General features: G+C 59.5%; 19 protein-coding genes. 15 read left to right on the forward strand and 4 right to left on the reverse strand.

The features are described 5' to 3' along the window. Window positions 1–41: 41 nt before the first annotated feature. Window positions 42–1,589 (forward strand): methyl-accepting chemotaxis protein, encoded by a 1,548-nt coding sequence (locus AC1RN6_RS04510; RefSeq protein ID WP_493003334.1) that lies wholly within the window; start codon window positions 42–44, stop codon window positions 1,587–1,589. A 66-nt stretch (window positions 1,590–1,655) separates the two neighbouring features. Here AC1RN6_RS04510 and AC1RN6_RS04515 read toward each other — a convergent pair whose 3' ends face one another. Further along, window positions 1,656–2,633, reverse strand: coding sequence for an aldo/keto reductase (locus AC1RN6_RS04515; RefSeq protein ID WP_493003336.1), 978 nt, complete (start codon window positions 2,631–2,633; stop codon window positions 1,656–1,658). Between the two features lie 270 nt (window positions 2,634–2,903). On the opposite strand from AC1RN6_RS04515, the gene AC1RN6_RS04520 reads away from it, so the two are divergent. Then, window positions 2,904–3,605: a hypothetical protein gene (locus AC1RN6_RS04520; RefSeq protein ID WP_493003338.1), complete on the forward strand. Its 702-nt coding sequence runs from the start codon at window positions 2,904–2,906 to the stop codon at window positions 3,603–3,605. Between the two features lie 82 nt (window positions 3,606–3,687). On the opposite strand, the gene AC1RN6_RS04525 is transcribed toward AC1RN6_RS04520, so the two are convergent. Both AC1RN6_RS04525 and AC1RN6_RS04530 read right to left on the reverse strand, forming a co-directional pair. Beyond that, on the reverse strand, window positions 3,688–3,984 hold the full coding sequence (locus AC1RN6_RS04525; protein WP_493003340.1) for a hypothetical protein: 297 nt from the start codon (window positions 3,982–3,984) through the stop codon (window positions 3,688–3,690). A 356-nt stretch (window positions 3,985–4,340) separates the two neighbouring features. After that, window positions 4,341–6,830 carry an acyl-CoA dehydrogenase gene (locus AC1RN6_RS04530; RefSeq protein ID WP_493003342.1) on the reverse strand — a complete coding sequence of 830 codons (2,490 nt, stop codon included), beginning with the start codon at window positions 6,828–6,830 and terminating at the stop codon, window positions 4,341–4,343. 412 nt (window positions 6,831–7,242) lie between these two features. On the opposite strand from AC1RN6_RS04530, the gene ypfJ reads away from it, so the two are divergent. From ypfJ to AC1RN6_RS04595, 13 genes are all read left to right on the forward strand, one after another. Beyond that, a complete protein-coding gene (gene ypfJ / locus AC1RN6_RS04535; RefSeq protein WP_493003343.1) occupies window positions 7,243–8,130 on the forward strand; it encodes a KPN_02809 family neutral zinc metallopeptidase in 888 nt (295 codons plus the stop codon). 13 nt (window positions 8,131–8,143) lie between these two features. Continuing rightward, entirely contained in the window at window positions 8,144–8,527 is a 384-nt protein-coding gene (locus tag AC1RN6_RS04540; protein ID WP_493003344.1) for an MAPEG family protein, read from the forward strand. 13 nt (window positions 8,528–8,540) lie between these two features. Further along, window positions 8,541–8,810 carry a hypothetical protein gene (locus tag AC1RN6_RS04545; protein WP_050477960.1) on the forward strand — a complete coding sequence of 90 codons (270 nt, stop codon included), beginning with the start codon at window positions 8,541–8,543 and terminating at the stop codon, window positions 8,808–8,810. A 50-nt stretch (window positions 8,811–8,860) separates the two neighbouring features. Continuing rightward, complete coding sequence (locus tag AC1RN6_RS04550; protein ID WP_094562798.1) at window positions 8,861–9,079, forward strand: RNA-binding S4 domain-containing protein; 219 nt, start codon at window positions 8,861–8,863, stop codon at window positions 9,077–9,079. Further along, window positions 9,076–9,708: a DUF924 family protein gene (locus AC1RN6_RS04555; protein ID WP_493003348.1), complete on the forward strand. Its 633-nt coding sequence runs from the start codon at window positions 9,076–9,078 to the stop codon at window positions 9,706–9,708. Before AC1RN6_RS04550 ends, AC1RN6_RS04555 begins: the two co-directional genes overlap by 4 nt. 210 nt (window positions 9,709–9,918) lie before the next feature. Next, entirely contained in the window at window positions 9,919–10,461 is a 543-nt protein-coding gene (gene pilV / locus AC1RN6_RS04560) for a type IV pilus modification protein PilV (protein WP_493003349.1), read from the forward strand. Further along, window positions 10,462–11,376, forward strand: coding sequence for a PilW family protein (locus AC1RN6_RS04565; RefSeq protein WP_493003350.1), 915 nt, complete (start codon window positions 10,462–10,464; stop codon window positions 11,374–11,376). It begins immediately after the preceding gene. Beyond that, the gene (locus tag AC1RN6_RS04570) at window positions 11,373–11,999 is read left to right on the forward strand and encodes a pilus assembly PilX family protein (RefSeq protein WP_493003351.1); all 627 of its coding nucleotides are present in this window, start codon (window positions 11,373–11,375) and stop codon (window positions 11,997–11,999) included. The genes AC1RN6_RS04565 and AC1RN6_RS04570 overlap by 4 nt, the downstream gene beginning before the upstream one ends. Further along, window positions 11,996–12,472, forward strand: coding sequence for a type IV pilin protein (locus AC1RN6_RS04575; protein WP_493003352.1), 477 nt, complete (start codon window positions 11,996–11,998; stop codon window positions 12,470–12,472). Before AC1RN6_RS04570 ends, AC1RN6_RS04575 begins: the two co-directional genes overlap by 4 nt. Window positions 12,473–12,488: 16 nt before the next feature. Next, window positions 12,489–13,085, forward strand: coding sequence for a GspH/FimT family pseudopilin (locus AC1RN6_RS04580; RefSeq protein WP_493003353.1), 597 nt, complete (start codon window positions 12,489–12,491; stop codon window positions 13,083–13,085). Between the two features lie 36 nt (window positions 13,086–13,121). Next, window positions 13,122–14,240, forward strand: coding sequence for a bifunctional diaminohydroxyphosphoribosylaminopyrimidine deaminase/5-amino-6-(5-phosphoribosylamino)uracil reductase RibD (gene ribD / locus AC1RN6_RS04585; RefSeq protein WP_493003355.1), 1,119 nt, complete (start codon window positions 13,122–13,124; stop codon window positions 14,238–14,240). A gap of 17 nt (window positions 14,241–14,257) precedes the next feature. Then, entirely contained in the window at window positions 14,258–14,872 is a 615-nt protein-coding gene (locus AC1RN6_RS04590; protein ID WP_493003356.1) for a riboflavin synthase, read from the forward strand. 288 nt (window positions 14,873–15,160) lie between these two features. Then, window positions 15,161–16,249, forward strand: coding sequence for an alkene reductase (locus tag AC1RN6_RS04595; RefSeq protein WP_493003358.1), 1,089 nt, complete (start codon window positions 15,161–15,163; stop codon window positions 16,247–16,249). Window positions 16,250–16,325: 76 nt separating this feature from the next. Here the strand turns inward: AC1RN6_RS04595 and AC1RN6_RS04600 are convergent, their stop codons facing one another. Next, window positions 16,326–17,657: an HD-GYP domain-containing protein gene (locus tag AC1RN6_RS04600; RefSeq protein ID WP_493003359.1), complete on the reverse strand. Its 1,332-nt coding sequence runs from the start codon at window positions 17,655–17,657 to the stop codon at window positions 16,326–16,328. Window positions 17,658–17,895: the final 238 nt, after the last annotated feature.

The raw sequence follows: 17,895 nt of genomic DNA on the forward strand, positions 1-17,895 counted from the left end.
CATTTGCTCGTCGCAAGACATCTTAAAAAGGGGAACACGCAGTGAACAATTTGTCTTTGAAGCAGAAGCTCTGGCTTCCGCTGATTTTCTCCTGGGTCGCGCTCTTCGCGCTATCGCTCTGGAACATCTACGAAACCCGCAATCTGCAAATCGCCGACCGCCAGCATGCCCTGGTGGATATCACGGAGATGTCCTATTCCATCGTCAGCGGGCTTGCGCAGCAAGCTGCCGACGGCAAGATGCCGGTGGACGACGCCAAGAAAATGGCGATCGCCCGCGTCGCCGACCAGCGCTATACCGGCAGCGGCTACATCACCCTGGTAGGCGCCGATTCGGTAGTGGTCATGCATCCGATGAGCCCCAAACTCAACGGCAAGAACATGTACGACTTCAAGGACGCCAAGGGCAACGAGCTGTACAAGATGATCGCCGCCACCGGCTCATCGCCGGCCGGCGAAGGCTTCCTCGAATACTGGTGGCCGCGTCCCAAGGAAGAAAAAGCCAGTTCCAAAATGGGCTTCGTCAAACGCTTCAAACCGTGGAACTGGGACTTTGTCGCCAGCGTTTATCAGGATGACATCCAGGCCGACTTTTACCGTGCACTGATCCGGGCCGGCATCGTGCTGCTGATCCTCGGCGCCGTGATGTCAGGCATTGCCATGCTGGTGGTGCGCAATATCTATCGCTCCATCGGCGGCGAGCCGAGCGAAGCGTCGCAAATCGCGCGCAAGATCGCGGAAGGCGACCTGACCGGCGTCATCGCCGTACGCAAGGGCGACGAAGCCAGCCTGGTGTCGTCGATCGCCTATACGCGCGACCGCATGGTCGACACCGTCAACAGCATTCTCCACGCCACCGACTCGATCAAGGAATCGGTAGACGAGATCGCTCACGGCAACATGGATCTGTCGAACCGCACCGAAGAACAGGCAAGTTCGCTCGAAGAAACCGCATCGGCGATGGAAGAGATCACTTCAACCGTGAAGCAGAACGCCTCCAATGCAAGACAGGCCAGCGAACTCGCGGTATCAGCTTCTCAAGTCGCCGAGCAAGGCGGCAACGTGGTGCAGCAAGTGGTGAAGACCATGGATTCGATCAATGCTTCGTCGAACAAGATTGTGGAAATCATCAGCGTCATCGACGGTATTGCCTTCCAGACCAATATCCTGGCGCTGAACGCCGCAGTGGAAGCAGCGCGTGCCGGTGAACAGGGCCGCGGCTTCGCCGTGGTGGCGTCGGAAGTGCGCAGCCTGGCGCAACGTTCTGCAGCCGCAGCCAAGGAAATCAAATCGCTGATCGACGGCTCGGTGCAGGAAGTGCGCGCCGGTTCGGATCTGGTCGGCCAGGCCGGCAAGACCATGGGCGAAGTGGTTGACAGCATCCGCAAGGTCAGTGAAGTAATCAAGGAAATCGCCGTCGCCAGCCACGAACAAAGCGAAGGCATCGATCAGGTCAACCTCGCCATCACGCAGATGGACGAAGTCACGCAGCAGAACGCCGCACTGGTGGAAGAAGCCGCCGCCGCATCGAAGTCGATGCAAATGCAGGGCGACAATCTGGTGAAGGTAGTCAGCGTGTTCAAGCTGTAAGCACGCGTTCCATCAAAAAAGCCCACGGCTTTGCGGCCGTGGGCTTTTTGTTTATGCATTGATAACTCAGTACGGGCCGCGAATCGCCGCGTGAATCTTGTCGCGATACAGCGCCGCCAGTTTCTCATGCAGCTCGGCTGGCAAACGCGGCAGCGCCGATGCGCTGGCGTTCGACAATACCTGCGCCGGCGAACTGGCGCCAGGAATGATCACCGACACGGCGTCGTGATCGAGGATCCAGCGCAAGGCCATCTGCGCCATGTTCATGCCAGCCGGCACCAGCCCGGCAATTTCTTGCGCCAGATCGACACCGGTGGTGAATTCAAGACCTGCGAAAGTTTCACCGACATTGAATTGCTGGCCGTCGCGGTTGAAGTTGCGGTGATCGTCAGGCTTGAAGGTGGTGGCGCGCGTCATCTTGCCACTCAGCAGGCCACTGGCGAGCGGCAGGCGCACGATGATGCCGACGCCCTTCTCCTTCGCCTTGGGCAACAGTTCCGCCAGCGGCTTCTGGCGGAAGATGTTGAAGATGACTTGCAGCGAAGTCATGCCTTCCTGCTCCAGACAGAGCAGACCTTCTTCCACCGTCTCGACGCTGGCGCCGAAACGGCTGATCAATCCATCCTGGCGCAGCTCGCGCATCCAGTCGAAAATCTTGCCGTCCTTGAGCACCGCCGGCGGCACGCAATGCAGTTGCGTCAGATCGAGCTTGTCGACGCCGAGACGTTCCAGCGAACGTTGTGTCGCCGTGCGCACGGCATCGCGGCTGTAGCCGTCCGGATAAATCGCACCGCGTCCAAGTTTGGTGGCGACGGTGAGGTCCTTATGCGATTTCAGAAACTGGCCGATGGACCGCTCACTGGCGCCGTCGCCGTAGACATCGGCGGTATCGATAAAGCGTACGCCGGTGGCGTAGGCTTGCGCCAGCGTTTGCTGGGCGACGTCGTTGTCCCAGTGACCACCCCAGCCGCCGCCGAGTTGCCAGCATCCCAGGCCGACTTCAGGAACGGTAAGGCCATCGCTGGCGAGCTTGCGTGTTTGCATGTGTTGTCCTTGTTGTTAAACCACAGAATGTGCTGCCGATGTGCAGTCAGCGCGGAGGCGGCTATGGTATGCCCGCTAAGGCGCGCTTTCCAATGAATTATTTGCTGCCGCGAATACATATTTTGGCATCGCTTGCAGGAAGTCTTCGCCATCGCGAACAAGATTCCTCGTGGCAAGTCGGCATGGTACATTTATCGGCGGGCTTTTGCAGACGGTCTGAAAAAACCGTTTGCCCACACTGACCATATAAAAATTGATTGGGGAAATCAAATGAAGGCTTTCAGTGCGAAGCGTTTTTCAGGTTCGTTCAAACTCGGTATTCATGTGCTGCTGATCGCAGCGAGCAGCCTGATTGCCGCACCGGGGTGGACACAAGAGACAAGTGACTCCAGCACGCCGTTCGACGCAACCGTGTTTGCGCAACAAGCCGCGACCAAGGGCGTTGTACTGATGTCTGCTGACTGGAGCAGACATTGGGGCTGTGCCCGATATGAAAATGCGCAGCTGCAATTTCTGGCGTTCGATAAAAACGGTGTGCAGAAAACATCCGCCGATGGGCAATGGGATGTGATGATCAAGGAGGGCTCGATTTTTTCGTCGAAGAAGAATTACGGGAATTACGCCTTCATCGTCGAGCCAGGTGAATATTTGCTTACCGGATTCCGCATCAAGCTCGGCAAATCGGTCAGCAATGTCGGCAACTTCTATGGCGACCGCAAGAACATGCTGGAAAACGGCAAATCAAAGGGCGGCAGCTTTACTGTCGCAGCAGGAGAAATCGTCTACATCGGACACTTCAGTCTCGATTGCGCCAAAGCGCCCATGCCCTGGCGCTTCTATCCCGAGACGCGAGAAGATTTCAACAAGTATCTGGATGAGATCCGACAAGAATATCCCGGTATCGAAAAGGACAAGGTGTTGTTCCGCCTGTTCGATACAAAGATCATGGGATATCCGTTCAGCCTGCCTTGATACGGCGCGAAGCTGTCACCAATTAAAAAGGCCGGTATCGCTACCGGCCTTTTTCAATCTGATGCAGCCGTATTCAATCTGCTCAGCGCGCAAAGAACGCAATCACACCATACACAAACCCGGCAAACGGCCCGACCACGACGATCGTGACCAGCAGCACTTCGGCCAGCACGTAGGCGATGGCGCCGGCGGCGATGCTCGACAGATAAGCAGTGGCGTCGAGCGCACCCGGCACGAACAAATTGATCAGCGCCAGCACGATGGCGGCGATGCCGAAACCGACGATGACGCGGAATTTGGTCGGGCGGTATGGGTTCAGCCAGCGGAACGCGGGCGCAGCGGTTTGCGAGTTGGGGGACAGGCTGTTGGATGTAGTCATGGCAGTACCGGATTCAGACAGAGAACAAATTAAAGCGGCGTCATTTCTACATCGAATACAACGCCGGACAGATGATCGTGGCCGCCATTATAAGCCTTTGCGGCGCATGGACAAAGATGGGCGGCCGTAACGCACTGTCAAGTTAATCAGAACAAAGAGCGTCTCAAGCGGAAGCTCAGCAAAATATTGCTGAGCTTTCAATCGACATTGCTTGTCCCAAATATCAAATGACCGTCTTCCTGACGGACGTCAGGACCCAGCGTCGTATTGGCCGTCTTTACGGCACTGAGTCCAACGTTCGCCGGGACGACGGCAGAAGAAGAGCACAGGATTGCCGTCGCCGTTTTTGGCCTTCTTTATGCGCTTCTGATCAGCACCGGCTCTTGTGTTTTTTGCAATGCTTCGCCCATATCCAGATCGGCGCCGAAATCGTCCACCTGCACAGTGATGTTGCCGTAGTGTGCGAAGTCGTCCAGCACCACGCGCTCGTCGGCGCTGATCAGCCCCTGCTCCATCGCGCGCGCATTCCAGCGCCGCATTTCGATCAGGCTTTGCGGTATTGGCGGCAGTACGCCTTCCTTGATGGATGGCTTGAGGCGCGTTTCGATTTCATGTACTTGCGGGAGCAGGTTGAAGGCGCGCTCGCCGCTGCCCAGCGGATCAGTTTCGGCATCGGGCTGATAGACGTCGGCCACCAGACGGTCACGCGATGCGCCCGGCGTCTGCATGGCCACGGCGACTTCGCTCGCAAGCTTGTCCGACGGTTTGCGATACGACAGACCAAGCGGGAACATCCAGATCCGCAAGGCCACCGAGATAAAGGGATTGGGGAAGTTGTCGAGCACTTCGAGCATCGCTTCCTGCGCGCGGTACAGGGCGTCCTGCACCGACCATTCAAGGTAAGGCAGGTCGCTGCGCTGGCGGCCGTCGTCTTCGTAGCGCTTGAGCGTGGCGGAGATCAGATACAGCTGCGACAACACATCGCCCAGACGCGCCGAAATGCGTTCGCGGAATTTCAGCGAGCCGCCCAGCACCAGCATCGATACGTCCGTCAGCAAGGAGAAACAGGCCGACATCCGCGACACGGCGCGGTAATAGACGCGCGTTTCTTCGGCGGCCTGCACCGGTGCTCCCGCCAGCAAACCCGCGCTCAGGCCGAACACCAGCGAACGCGCCATGTTGGCCGCGACGAAGCTCAGGTGGCCGAAGAAGGCCTTGTCGAAATCTTCCAGCGCGCGGTCATGATCGGTGTCGTTGGCGGCGGCCATTTCCTTGAGTACATAAGGATGGCAGCGGATCGCCCCCTGTCCGAAAATGATCAGGCAGCGCGTCAGAATGTTGGCGCCTTCGACCGTGATGGCAATCGGAATCTGCTGATACACGCGCGCCAGGAAATTGCCCGGTCCCATGCAGATTCCCTTGCCGCCGATGACGTCCATGCCGTCGTTGACGACGATGCGGCCGCGTTCGGTGACGTGGTATTTGGAAATCGCTGAAATCACCGACGGCTTCTCGCCGGCGTCGACCGCCAGCGAAGACATGCGGCGTGTGGCATCCATCATGTAGAGATGGCCGCCCATGCGCGCCAGCGCTTCCTGGATGCCTTCGAACTTGCCGATGGCGATCTTGAATTGCCGGCGCATGGCGGCATAAGCGCTGGTGCCGCGCACCGCCATCTTGGAGAAACCGACGCTGGACGACGGCAGCGAAATGGCGCGGCCGGCGGCGAGACATTCCATCAGCATGCGCCATCCCTTACCGACCTGTGCCTGCCCGCCGATCACCCAGTCGAGCGGAATGAAAACATTCTCACCCGAAGTCGGGCCGTTCTGGAACACGGCATTCAGCGGCCAGTGGCGGCGACCGGTGACGACGCCCGGATGCCTGGTCGGAATCAGCGCACAGGTAATGCCCGGCTCTGCACTGCCGCCCAGAAGATGATCGGGATCGAGCGCGCGGAACGCCAGGCCGAGTACCGTGGCGACCGGCGCCAGCGTGATGTAGCGCTTGTTCCAGGTGACGCGGAAGCCCAGCACTTCGCGGCCTTCATGCATGCCCTTGCAGACGATGCCGACATCGGGAATCGCCGCCGCATCGGAGCCGGCGTAGGGGCTGGTCAGGGCGAAGCAAGGGATTTCTTCGCCGCGCGCCAGGCGCGGCAGGTAGTGGTTCTTCTGTTCTTCGGTGCCGTAATGCAGCAGCAATTCGGCCGGTCCGAGCGAGTTGGGCACCATCACCGAAATCGCCGCGACCGAACAACGCGAAGACAGCTTCATGATCACTTGCGAATGCATGTAGGCGGAGAATTGTTTGCCGCCGTATTGCTTGGGAATGATCATGCCGAGGAAGCCCTTGTCCTTGACGAATTGCCAGGCTTCCGGCTGCAGATCCTGCCAGGCGACCGTGGTATCCCAGTCGCTGACCATGGCGCACAGTTGTGTGACTTCGTTGTCGAGAAAAGATTGCTCTTCCGCCGTCAGTGTCGGCGGCGGCAGCTGCATGAGCTTGTTCCAGTCGGGCTTGCCGGAAAACAGGTCGGCATCCCACCAGACGGTGCCGGCTTCGATGGCGTCGCGCTCGGTGTCGGACATGCTCGGCAAGATCTTGCGGAACACGTCCAGCGCCGGCCGCGTGATCAATGTCTGCCGCACCGACTTGATGGCGATCAGCAAAGTCGGGACGCACAAAATGATCGCCAGCAACACACAGACCGCGGCGTTGGCCTGATCGGTGACGCCGCCTATCCATATCCAGGCCAGTTCCGCCACCAGCCAGGTCCAAGCGCCGACACGCATCATCATCAATGCCAGGGCGCCCGCTACGAAAACAATGAGCCACAAAATCATGAGAGTCTCCCGTTCGGAATTGCTGTTATCTGCGTGACAACACTGCCCATGCAAAGTACAAGGTGCAGGCTTCACGCTGCTTATGATGCAAAGAACGATGCAAACGAGGATGCGGTAAGAACGCTGCGTGCCAGGCACCGAGCGTATTGAGATATTCCCACAGAAGTTGCGATTGTGAAAACCTTTGCAGCAAATCACCGTGCGATGCTGCCGCATCCTGCCGCACTTATCTTGATGACCGCATTTCTCCGCAGAAATTCATTCTTTTCCTGTTTGTTCCTGTTTGTCCCTGTTTGCGGCGATATGGTCGCGCAGAAACCATCTCGCGGGGCCGGGGTCCATTACAATCTCGTTTAATTCGCTTATTCAGCAGAAACTCAGCAGAACATCTGCAGCAATCAAGGAAACAATCATGAAATGGGAAGGCAATCGCGAAAGCGACAACGTTGAAGACCGCCGTGGCGACGATAGTGGCGGCGGAGGCGGTTTCTCCTTCGGCGGCGGGCGCTCGATCGGGCTGGGCGGCATTGCCGTGGCGCTGGTGGCGTCCTACTTCCTCGGCATCAACCCGCTGACGGTGATCAACATGCTCAGCGGCGGCGGCGGACAAGTCGCGCCCGTGCAGCATTCCGCGCCGGCGCACAAACCGCCGCCGGACGACCAGATGGCGCGCTTCGTCTCGACTGTGCTGGCCGATACCGAAGACACCTGGGGCGAAATCTTCAAGGCCGGCGGCGCGACCTATGTGCGGCCCAAGCTGGTGCTGTTCTCCGGCAGCACGCCGACCGCTTGCGGCACCGGCCAGACGGCCACTGGCCCGTTCTACTGCCCCGGCGATCAAAAGGTCTATATCGACCTGAGCTTCTACAAGCTGATGCAGCAGCGCTTCAACGTCACCGGCAATTTTGCGCAAGCCTATGTGATCGCGCATGAAGTCGGCCATCACGTGCAAAACCTGCTCGGCATTTCCGAAAAGGTCGACAAGGCGCGCCGCAACATGTCGGAGAAACAATCGAACGCGCTGTCGGTGCGGCTGGAACTGCAAGCAGATTGTTTTGCCGGCGTCTGGGCCTACCATGCCAATGAAGCGCGCCACATCATCGAACAAGGCGACATCGAAGGTGCACTCAACGCCGCTTCCGCCATCGGCGACGATGCGCTGCAACGCCAGGCGCGCGGCGAAGTGGTGCCGGACTCCTTCACGCACGGCACCTCGGCGCAGCGCGTAAACTGGTTCAAGCGCGGCATCACGCAGGGTAAGGTCAGCGCCTGCAATACCTTTGAAGCCAAAACGCTCTAGGAACGGGACAGCCATGCATATTTCCTACTGGTGCATTCTGATCGCCGGCCTGCTGCCGATGCTGACGGTTGCGGTCGCCAAGTATGGCAAGAGGGATTTCGACAATTCCGAACCGCGCGCCTGGCTGGACAAACAAACCGGCCTGCGCCGCCGCGCCGACTATGCGCACCGTAATCATTTTGAAGCGCTGCCCTTCTTTGCCGCCGCCGTGCTGGTGGCGCAGCAAACCGGCGCCGCACAGCAATGGATCGACGGTCTGGCGATGGCTTTCATCGCCGCTCGCCTGATTTATACAGCGCTTTACCTGAACGACTTGCCGAGCTTGCGCTCGCTGTCCTGGAGCGTCGGCTACGCCTGCGTCATCGGCTTGTTCGTCGTTTCCGCCCTACACTCTTGATCTTTCATTCGCCATGAGCAACGCCAGCATCCAAAACCTGCACGACGCACTCAACGCCCTGCGCGACGGCGACATCAATGTCGCTGCTTTCTGCACGGCCTGGCGCGCACAGAGCGATTTGCTCAAGCGCCTGCCGCCACGCTACGAAGAAGTCGCCGAAGATCTCCTCGGCCGCCTGGAAGCAGGCAGCCTGTTCACCGAAGAGAGCTGCTCCTTCAGTCAGGAAGACCTGCTGAACAATCTCGCCGTGTGGTTGCACAAGGCGGAGAAAACTCTCGTTTGATTTTTATTGAAGTCAGTTATTGATACTGAAGCACCCACTATAAGGTTGATATGCAACACCTGGAATTCCAACTGCAAGGCCCCTACGTCGAACTCAACCAGTTGCTGAAGCTGGTCGGACTGTGCGACAGCGGCGGCGCCGGCAAAGCCATCGTTGCCGACGGCAACGTCAAAGTCGACGGCAGACAGGAACTGCGCAAAACCTGCAAGATCACCGCCGGCCAGACCGTGGCGCTGGGCGACGTGCGTATCCGCGTGCTGGCAGAATGAGTACAACAGAAAATATCGATGCCATCCTGGCATTCTGGTTCGGCGCCGACGGCAGCGGCGCGGACACCGCTGTCGCCACCGTCGCCGGCCGTCAGTCCGGGCTATGGTGGGGCAAGGATGCCGCTGTCGATCAAAACATCAAGTCGCGCTTTGAAGCCGATCTGCTGGCCGCTGCCGACAACCAGCGCGACGACTGGGCCGATACGCCGCAAGGCATGCTGGCGCTGATCCTGCTGCTGGATCAGTTCTCCCGCAACATGTACCGCGATACGGCCAAGGCATTCTCCTTCGATGCGCTGGCGCGGCAGTGCTGCCATCTTGGGCTGGCACAGGGTTTCGACCAGCAGCTGTCGCTGCTGCAGCGCGTGTTTTTTTATATGCCGCTGGAGCATTCCGAAGACCTCGACGATCAGGAATATTCAGTGCAACTATTCCGTGCGCTGGCCAAACAGGGCGTCAAGGAAGATCCTGCCTGCAAGGCCAGCCTGGACAACTACCTGAAATTCGCCGACCGGCATCACGCCATCGTCGAACGCTTCGGCCGCTTCCCGCATCGCAATGCCATTCTCGGACGACCTTCCACCGCTGAAGAGACCGCGTTTCTGAAAGAGCCGCATTCGTCTTTCTGATGCGTTTCTGAGTCCTGCTGATGTAATGCTGATGCGCTCTTCGCCTTGAACATCGACATTGTCGAAATTCAAGGCGAAATATCGCCAAGACGCATCAGCAAAAATTTTAGGTAACAGAGAAATTGCGCGTTACGGCACTCGTAACGTTCAGCTTCACGTTTCACGCCGCTGAAACTCCCTCACAATCGTGGCTTTTGGCATGAGCACGCCATGCGATTCCATGTGAACGAAGTCAGCAAACAATCCCGTGAACGCGGTTTCACCCTCATCGAAGTCCTGGTCGCAATCGTCATCCTGACGCTGGGTGCAAGCGGCGTCGCCGCGATGCAATTGCACGCCTTGCGCATGGCGCAGCAAAGCGGGTATCAAACTGCGGCGACGCAGCTCGCCGTCACGCTGGCCGAGCTCATGCGCGCCGATCCTGAACTGGCGCGGTCGGTCAACAGTCCTTATCTGTTTTCCTACGAGGCGGCGGCAACTCCGGTCTCGGCATCGGCTTCCACCGCCATGGCTGCGCTGGAAGTACAAACCTGGCAACAGCAATTGCAGCAGGCGTTGCCGCGAGCAAAAGCAGTCGTCTGCCGGGACAGTCATCCGGCGCTGGCGAACAGACTGCAGTGGTCTTGCGATCAGGCAGGCAACGCCGCCATCGTGATCAAGATTGGCTGGTCGGCGAGAGAATCCACATTCGACGGGGGTACGTCTCCCCAGCCGGAATCCGTACCGAATATCGCCATCGCCGTCGCCATCTGAATGCATCCCCATCTTCAACATCGACAAACCGGCCTGAGCCTGATCGAGCTGATGGTCGCCCTGGCGCTCGGCATGGGCGTCGCACTCGCTTCGCTGGCCTTGCTCAACGCAGCCAGGTCCAGCTACGTTGCGGTTCACGACGGCGCACTGGTGCAAGACACGGGACGCTATGCGATTGACGTCCTCAGCCGCGCGATCCGGCAAGCCAACTTCGTGCCCTACGACCACCCGGTATTCACCGATTTCACTTCGCTCGACCTGACGCAACTTTCACCCGGCATCAGCGGCCTGGACAACGCCCGCCTCGGCAGCCAGACGAGCGCGCTCACGGCGCCGCAATCGAACGCCGCCAACTACGGCAGCGACGCGCTCGCAGCCCGCTATTTCGGTTCCGGCATCGGGGACAAGGCCGACGGCAGCATTCTCAATTGCGCAGGGTTCGCCGTGGCTGCGCCGGCCAATGCAGCAGCAATTGCCTCGGTCGCCGCTGCCGATGACGAACGCGGCTGGAGCATCTTCTACGTCGCGGCCGACAGCGCGGGCGAGCCCGAGCTGCGCTGCAAGTACCTCACCAAAAACGATGGTTGGAATTCCACCGCTATTGCGCGCGGCGTTGAAGCCTTTCAGGTACTGTACGGCATCGGCGACAGCGTTGACGGCCCCGTCACGCAATATCGCAATGCCTCGCAAATGACGGTGCAGCAATGGCGTCTGGTGATTGCCGTACGTATCGCCATGCTGGTGCGCGGCGAACAAAACAGCGGCAATGACGCGCCGGAAACGATGTACGAACTCTTTGGCCCGGCGTATCGCAACAGCCTCGATCCCGGCGTCACGATCACGGAACTCAGGCAGCCGCACAGAATGCGCAGATTATTCCAGGCCACGGTTCACCTGCGCAACATGCCGCCATGACGAGACGCCATCGCCAGTCAGGCGCGTCCCTGTTGATTGCCCTGGTCATGCTGGTCGCGGTCATGCTGCTCGGCGTGGCCGCAGCACGCATGTCGCTGATGAATGAAAAATCCTCGCGCAGCGATCGCGACCGGCAGATCGCCTTTGAAGCGGCAGAAGCCGCCCTGCACGATGCGGAGCTGGATGTTTCCGGTCCTCGCGGGCAGATCGATGCATTTCCCGAGTTAGCCGGCAGTTGCCATGAAAGGGGTGCGTTCGCGGGACTCTGCCGGACAGGCGACACGCCGCTGTGGGCGATGTCCGATGCACTGGTGTCTGCGCCATGGGTGGAATACGGCCGCTATTCGGGACAGCAATTTCCTTACGGCGCAGCGTCTCTCGCATCGCACCCGCCGCGCTATCTGGTCGAACTGATCCCGCTCGGAAAAGCCCGCAACGCCATGGTCGCACCGCAAGGCTTGCGCGTCACCGCCGTCGGCTTCGGCATGCACGAAAGTACGCGAGTCGTTTTGCAATCCATTTACGCCATCGATACCGATCCTGAACGCACGAACAAGCAGCCCGTCAGGCTGAGCTGGCGCGAAATCGGCAACTGGCAGGAGATCTCCCGCACCACACCATGAAAGCAAACATCCACATGGCATCGCATCTGCGCGGCTTTACCCTGATCGAACTGATGTGCGTCGTCAGCATCGTCGGCATCCTCTCGCTGGCCGCCTATCCGTCTTACAAAAACGTCATCCTCAAGGGAAAACGGGCCGAAGCCCGCGCAGCGCTGATGCAAGCCATGCAGCAGCAAGAGCGTTTCTTCTCTCGCTACAACAGCTATCAGGCATATACCGCCGGCAATACGAATACGGGCGCGTTCATCTGGTATTCCGGCAGAACAGCCGGCAGCAGCGGCTACCAGATCAGTGCGGCAGCCTGCTCCGGCGACGTCATCCAGCATTGTGTTCTGTTGTCGGCGGCACCGGGCGGACCGCAAGTCGATACCCGCTTTCAGGATGAAGTCTGCGGCACCCTGACATTCAACAGTCGTGGTGAAAGAGGCGCGACCGGCTTGCCGGCTGCATCAGCGCCTGCGGCCTGCTGGTAAAAGGATGGAACACGTCATGCTCACACGCTCAATTCGTCCCAATGGCTTCACCCTGCCCGAACTGCTGGTCGTCCTCGCTATCGTCGGCATCCTGCTGGCAGCCGGTGTTCCCAGCTTTCGCTCCTACCTGCAAGGCCACCAAGTGGCCACGGCGTCGAGCCAGTTCCTCTTTGCCCTGAATCTGGCGCGCAGCGAAGCCCTCCAGCGCAGCGCCCGCGTCGATCTGGCGCCGCGCGACGGTCTGCGCTGGGAAAACGGCTGGGTGGTATTCATCAATAAGAATGGCGACGGCCATCCGCAATTCGACGCCGGCGACGAGCTGATCTATAGCCACGACGATCTCGCGACAGGCTTGCAAGTCGCTACCACGCTGAGCGACAAGTCTTATCCCTACATCGCTTACAATGGCAACGGCAGACCGCGCAGCAACCTCAGTGCGCTGACGCCGCAGTGGGGATCGTGGCAGTTTTCGCTCGACGGCAAGGAAAGAGTCGTACGCATCACCCTCGCCGGACGCGCCCGCCTGTGCAATCCTGCGGACGACGCCAGTTGCCGATTTACCGGTACCAGCAGCGGCAGCAGCACTGCCGGCGCCACGCCCGACAACCATTAGCGATTACCATCAACACAGACAACGCCTACATCCAACGTGTCCACCGACCAGTCCCTCTATTCCATCGACATCGATAACGACCAGCAAGCCATGACGTTGGCGCTGGCGCAGGCCGAACTCGGCATGTTCACCACCACGCCCAATCCGCGTGTCGGTTGCGTGATCGTCAAGAATCGCCGCATCATCGGCGCCGGCTTCACCCAGCCGCCCGGCGGCAACCACGCCGAAATCCAGGCCATGAAAGATGCGCAGGAACGCGGCAACGATGTGCGCGGCGCAACGGCTTACGTGACGCTGGAGCCATGCAGCCACTTCGGCCGCACGCCGCCCTGCGCCGATGCGCTGGTCAAGGCTGGTCTCGGCAAGGTCGTGTCTGCCATGACCGATCCCAACCCGCTGGTCGCCGGCAAAGGTCTGGAAAAATTGCAGGCCGCCGGCATCGCCGTGGTCTCCGGCCTGATGCAGGACGCCGCTTATGAAATGAACATCGGCTTCTTCAAACGCATGCGGCACGGCACGCCATGGATACGCATGAAATCGGCCGCCAGCCTCGACGGCAAGACCGCCCTGCACAACGGCAAGAGCCAGTGGATCACGGGACAAGCTGCGCGCGACGATGGCCATTTCTGGCGCGCACGCGCCTGCGCCATCGTCACCGGCATCGGCACCGTGAAGGATGACAATCCTCAACTGAGCGTGCGCGCCGTCGATACGCCCCGCCAGCCGCGTCGCATTGTCATCGACAGCAAGCTGACCGTCTCGCCTTCCGCCAACATTCTGGCCGGCGGCGGCACCTGGGTATTCACCGCCAGCGAAGACCGCGCAAAAATTGCTGCACTGGAAGATCAGGGAGCGGAAATCATTGTCCTGCCCAACGCCGGCAACAAGGTCGACCTGCCCAGCATGATTGCCGAACTGGGTAAACGCCAGCTCAACGAAGTCCACATCGAGGCCGGCTCCAAGCTCAGCGGCTCCCTGATTCGCGAAGGCTGCGTGGACGAACTGCTGCTGTATTTCGCACCCGCCCTGCTAGGCGACGGCCGCGGCATGTTCGACCTGCCGGCGCTGGACGACCTTACGGGCAAGATCCCGCTGCGCTTCCACGACATCAAGCAAATCGGTGAAGATTTGCGTATCCTTGCACGGTTCCGTTAATTTATTTGGGTTTCATTATGTTTACAGGCATCGTCGCCGCTGTCGGCAAAATCACTTCCGTTCAACCTCTGGGCAACACCGCCGACGCCGGCGTACGCCTCGACATCGATGCCGGCCCGCTGCCGATGGACGATGTCGCGCTGGGTGATTCGATTGCCCTCAACGGCGCCTGCATGACCGTCGTCGAGAAGACTGTCACAGGCTTCACCGTCGACGTCTCGCGCGAAAGCCTCAACCTCACCGCCGGCCTCGATGCACCTGGTGAAGTCAACCTGGAAAAAGCCCTGACCCTGGCAGAACGCCTCGGCGGCCACCTGGTGTCCGGCCACGTCGACGGGCTTGGCGTGGTGCGCAAGTTTGAACCGGTCGGCGAATCCTGGGAACTGATCGTCGAAGCCCCGGCGGCACTCGGCAAGTACCTGGCCTACAAAGGCTCGATCGTCGTCAACGGCGTCTCGCTCACCGTCAACCGCGTGGAAGACGTCGACGGCGGCTGCCGCTTCTCCATCAACCTGATCCCCCACACGATTCAGGTCACCACACTCAAGCACCTGAAAGTCGGCAGCAAGGTCAATCTGGAAATCGATCTGATTGCGCGTTATGTCGAACGTATGCTGTCCGCGGCGCGGTAAGTACCACTCAAATGAATCCGGACAGGCCGCAGTCTGTCCGGTTTTATTCTTCTTCCCCCTGCACTCTTCCGCTGTTCCCCCCATCGTTGCCTTCCGCCGGGTTGAAATGACAGACTCAGTCTCCACATAGGTCGCAGTGCCGAAAAGCAAGAATCTGCTTTTAGACGACCGGTCTAATTTTAAGGTATGATGGAACTCAGTCGCGATGCTGCGATCCTGATTTCCAGGTTTCCGTTTGAAAGACAGTGATCCCCCACTGTCTTTTTCATTTTCAAAAAGGATATATTCATGACATCTTTATTCGATCCCGTAAAAATGGGCGACATCTCGCTCGCCAATCGTATCGTCATGGCGCCGCTGACACGCAGCCGCGCAATCGAAGGCCTGAAGCCGGGTCCGATGACCGTTGAGTACTATCGCCAACGCGCCAGCGCCGGCCTGATCATTGCGGAAGCCACCCAGATCTCTCCGATGGCGCAAGGCTATATCGGCACGCCGGGTATCCATTCCCAGGAACAAGTCGCTGCCTGGCGCGAAGTCACCGATGCGGTGCACGCAGCCGGCGGTAAGATCGTGCTGCAACTGTGGCACGTCGGCCGCATCTCTCACAGCTCGCTGCTGCCGGACGGCGCAGCACCGGTGTCGTCGACCAACCGCGCCGCCAACGCCAAGACATTCACCGCCGACGGCTACTCCGACGTATCGACGCCGCGTGCTCTGCGCGACGACGAACTGCCAGGTCTGGTAGAGGACTATCGCAAGGCTGCGCGCAACGCGATCGATGCCGGTTTCGACGGCGTCGAAGTGCATGCCGCCAATACTTACCTGCTGGAGCAATTCCTGCGCGACAGCGTCAATGACCGCAGTGGTCCGTACGGCGGCAGTATTCAGAATCGCGCCCGCCTGCTGATCGAAGTCATGCAAGCCGTCGCCAAGGAAGTCGGCGGCGGCCGCACCGGCATTCGCCTGAGCCCGATGACGACCTTCAATGACACCAAGCTCGACAGCCAGCCGCAAGCGCTCTACAACTATGTGGTGGAACAGATCGCACCGCTGGGTCTGGCTTACCTGCACGTGGTCGAAGGCGAGACCGGCGGCGCGCGTCAGCCAGCCGGCGCCGTGACATTCGACTACGCTGCGCTGCGCAGCCGTTTCCCTGGAACCTTCCTGGTCAACAATGGCTTTAGCGGCAGCGAAGCGCAGTCGGTGCTGAGCGACAAACTGGCCGATGCAGTGGCGTTCGGTCGCCTGTTCATCGCCAATCCGGATCTGGTGCGCCGTCTGCGCGAATCCAAGCCGCTCAACCCGCTGCGCGAAGAAGGCATGTACGGCGGCGGAGCGGAAGGCTATGTCGACTATCCTGCGCTGCCTGCATAAAAAGTAAAAAACTCCGCAACACAGCGCGGAGTTTGCAGCAAAAAATAAAACGCCGCCGGTGTCACCGACGGCGTTTTTATTTGCGCTTCTCTTTCCCCACGTCCAGATCCAGATGATCGCGTGCAGCCAGTTGGCCGGCCCAGAGCGATTCCAGGCTCGGAAGATTCCAGCACTCGCGCGACTCCCTCCCGACGATGCTGTCTTTCACTTGCGGATCGGACAGGTCCACCAGTTCCACATCGATCGGTCCCGGCGGTTCTTCGCGAAAGAATACTCTGACAACTGGCTTGGTCAGCGAGGCCTTGGTTTGCTCAACGACAACCGCGAGTCGCCCCGAACTCAGTTTGACCAGCGCGCCGGTAGGATAGATGCCCAGGCTTTTGACGAAGGCCGACAATACAGTCTGGTCGAAATGTCCCTTCCACGACGCCATGCGCGCCAGCGACTCAGCCGGATCCCAGCCCTCCTTGTAAGGGCGATTCGAAGTAATGGCGTCATAGACATCGCACACCGCGCCCATGCGGGCGAGTAGCGAAAGCTTGCCGCCGCTTACGCCGTCCGGATAGCCGCTGCCGTCGATGCGCTCATGATGATGCAGGCACACTTCGCCTGCCGCCTCGGGAATGCTCTGGTCGCGCGTCAGGAAAGCATGGCCCAGCACCGTATGGCGTTTGATGATGGTGAATTCTTCGTCGCTCAGCCGGCTGGGCTTGTTGAGGATTTCGGACGGCGTCAACACCTTGCCGATGTCGTGCAGCAAACCGGCGACACCGGCTTCTCTGCAATCTTCTTCATTAAACCCCAGCGTGCGGCCGAGCGACACCATCAGCGCGCAGACGGCGACGGAATGCATATAGGTGTAATCGTCGCTGGTCTTGAGGCGCGCCAGACTGATCAGCGCGCCGGGGTTGCGCAATACCGATGCAGCGATGTCGGCCACCAGCGGCAAGCAACCTTCGACGTTGATGGCATTTCCCAGACGAACTTCGTTGAACATCGAGATCGTTGCGGCGCGCGCGCTTTTGCAGAGAATGGCGGCGCGTTCAAGTTCTTCATCGAAGCTGGTGGTTTCCGGTTCGGCTTGCACTTCAGGCAGTTCGACGGCTTCCTCCGCTGCCTTCACGCTGACGTCGCGACCCTTGCTGATATCGATCCAGCAAGTTTCGATACCGGATGTCCAGGCCGCCTGCAGATCGGTATAGTCGCGCAGGAGGAATTTGCTCTTCCAGAACGGATTCTTGATCCAGGCTTCGTCGAAACCATGCAGAAACATGCCCAGGCGGAGATCGGCGACATTGATTTTCTTGAGATGACTCATCTTTTCCTGCAGCAACGCAACCGTATTGTCCAAGCGTACGCGTCCCTGTCTGCCGGGAGAATACGCCATCTTGTGTTCGATTTTTTCCATCCCCTTACCGGCCCGCTACTGCCGCCCGGCAACTCCGCCATGCGATGCCATCCGCAATACAAGCGTTGGAGACAAGCATTACATGAAGCACAACATCGCAACAATAAGAAAATCCCTTACAGCGAAATTTCCCATGGGGAAATCAGCATCGGCAACAGCATGTGAAGAGCGCAAAACGTCGGGAAGAAAAAAGAGAAAACACAAGACTGCGCGTACTCGCAAGGAGAGGACGCATGCG

The sequence above is a fragment of the Herbaspirillum sp. GW822-FHT03A08 genome (assembly GCF_058801885.1).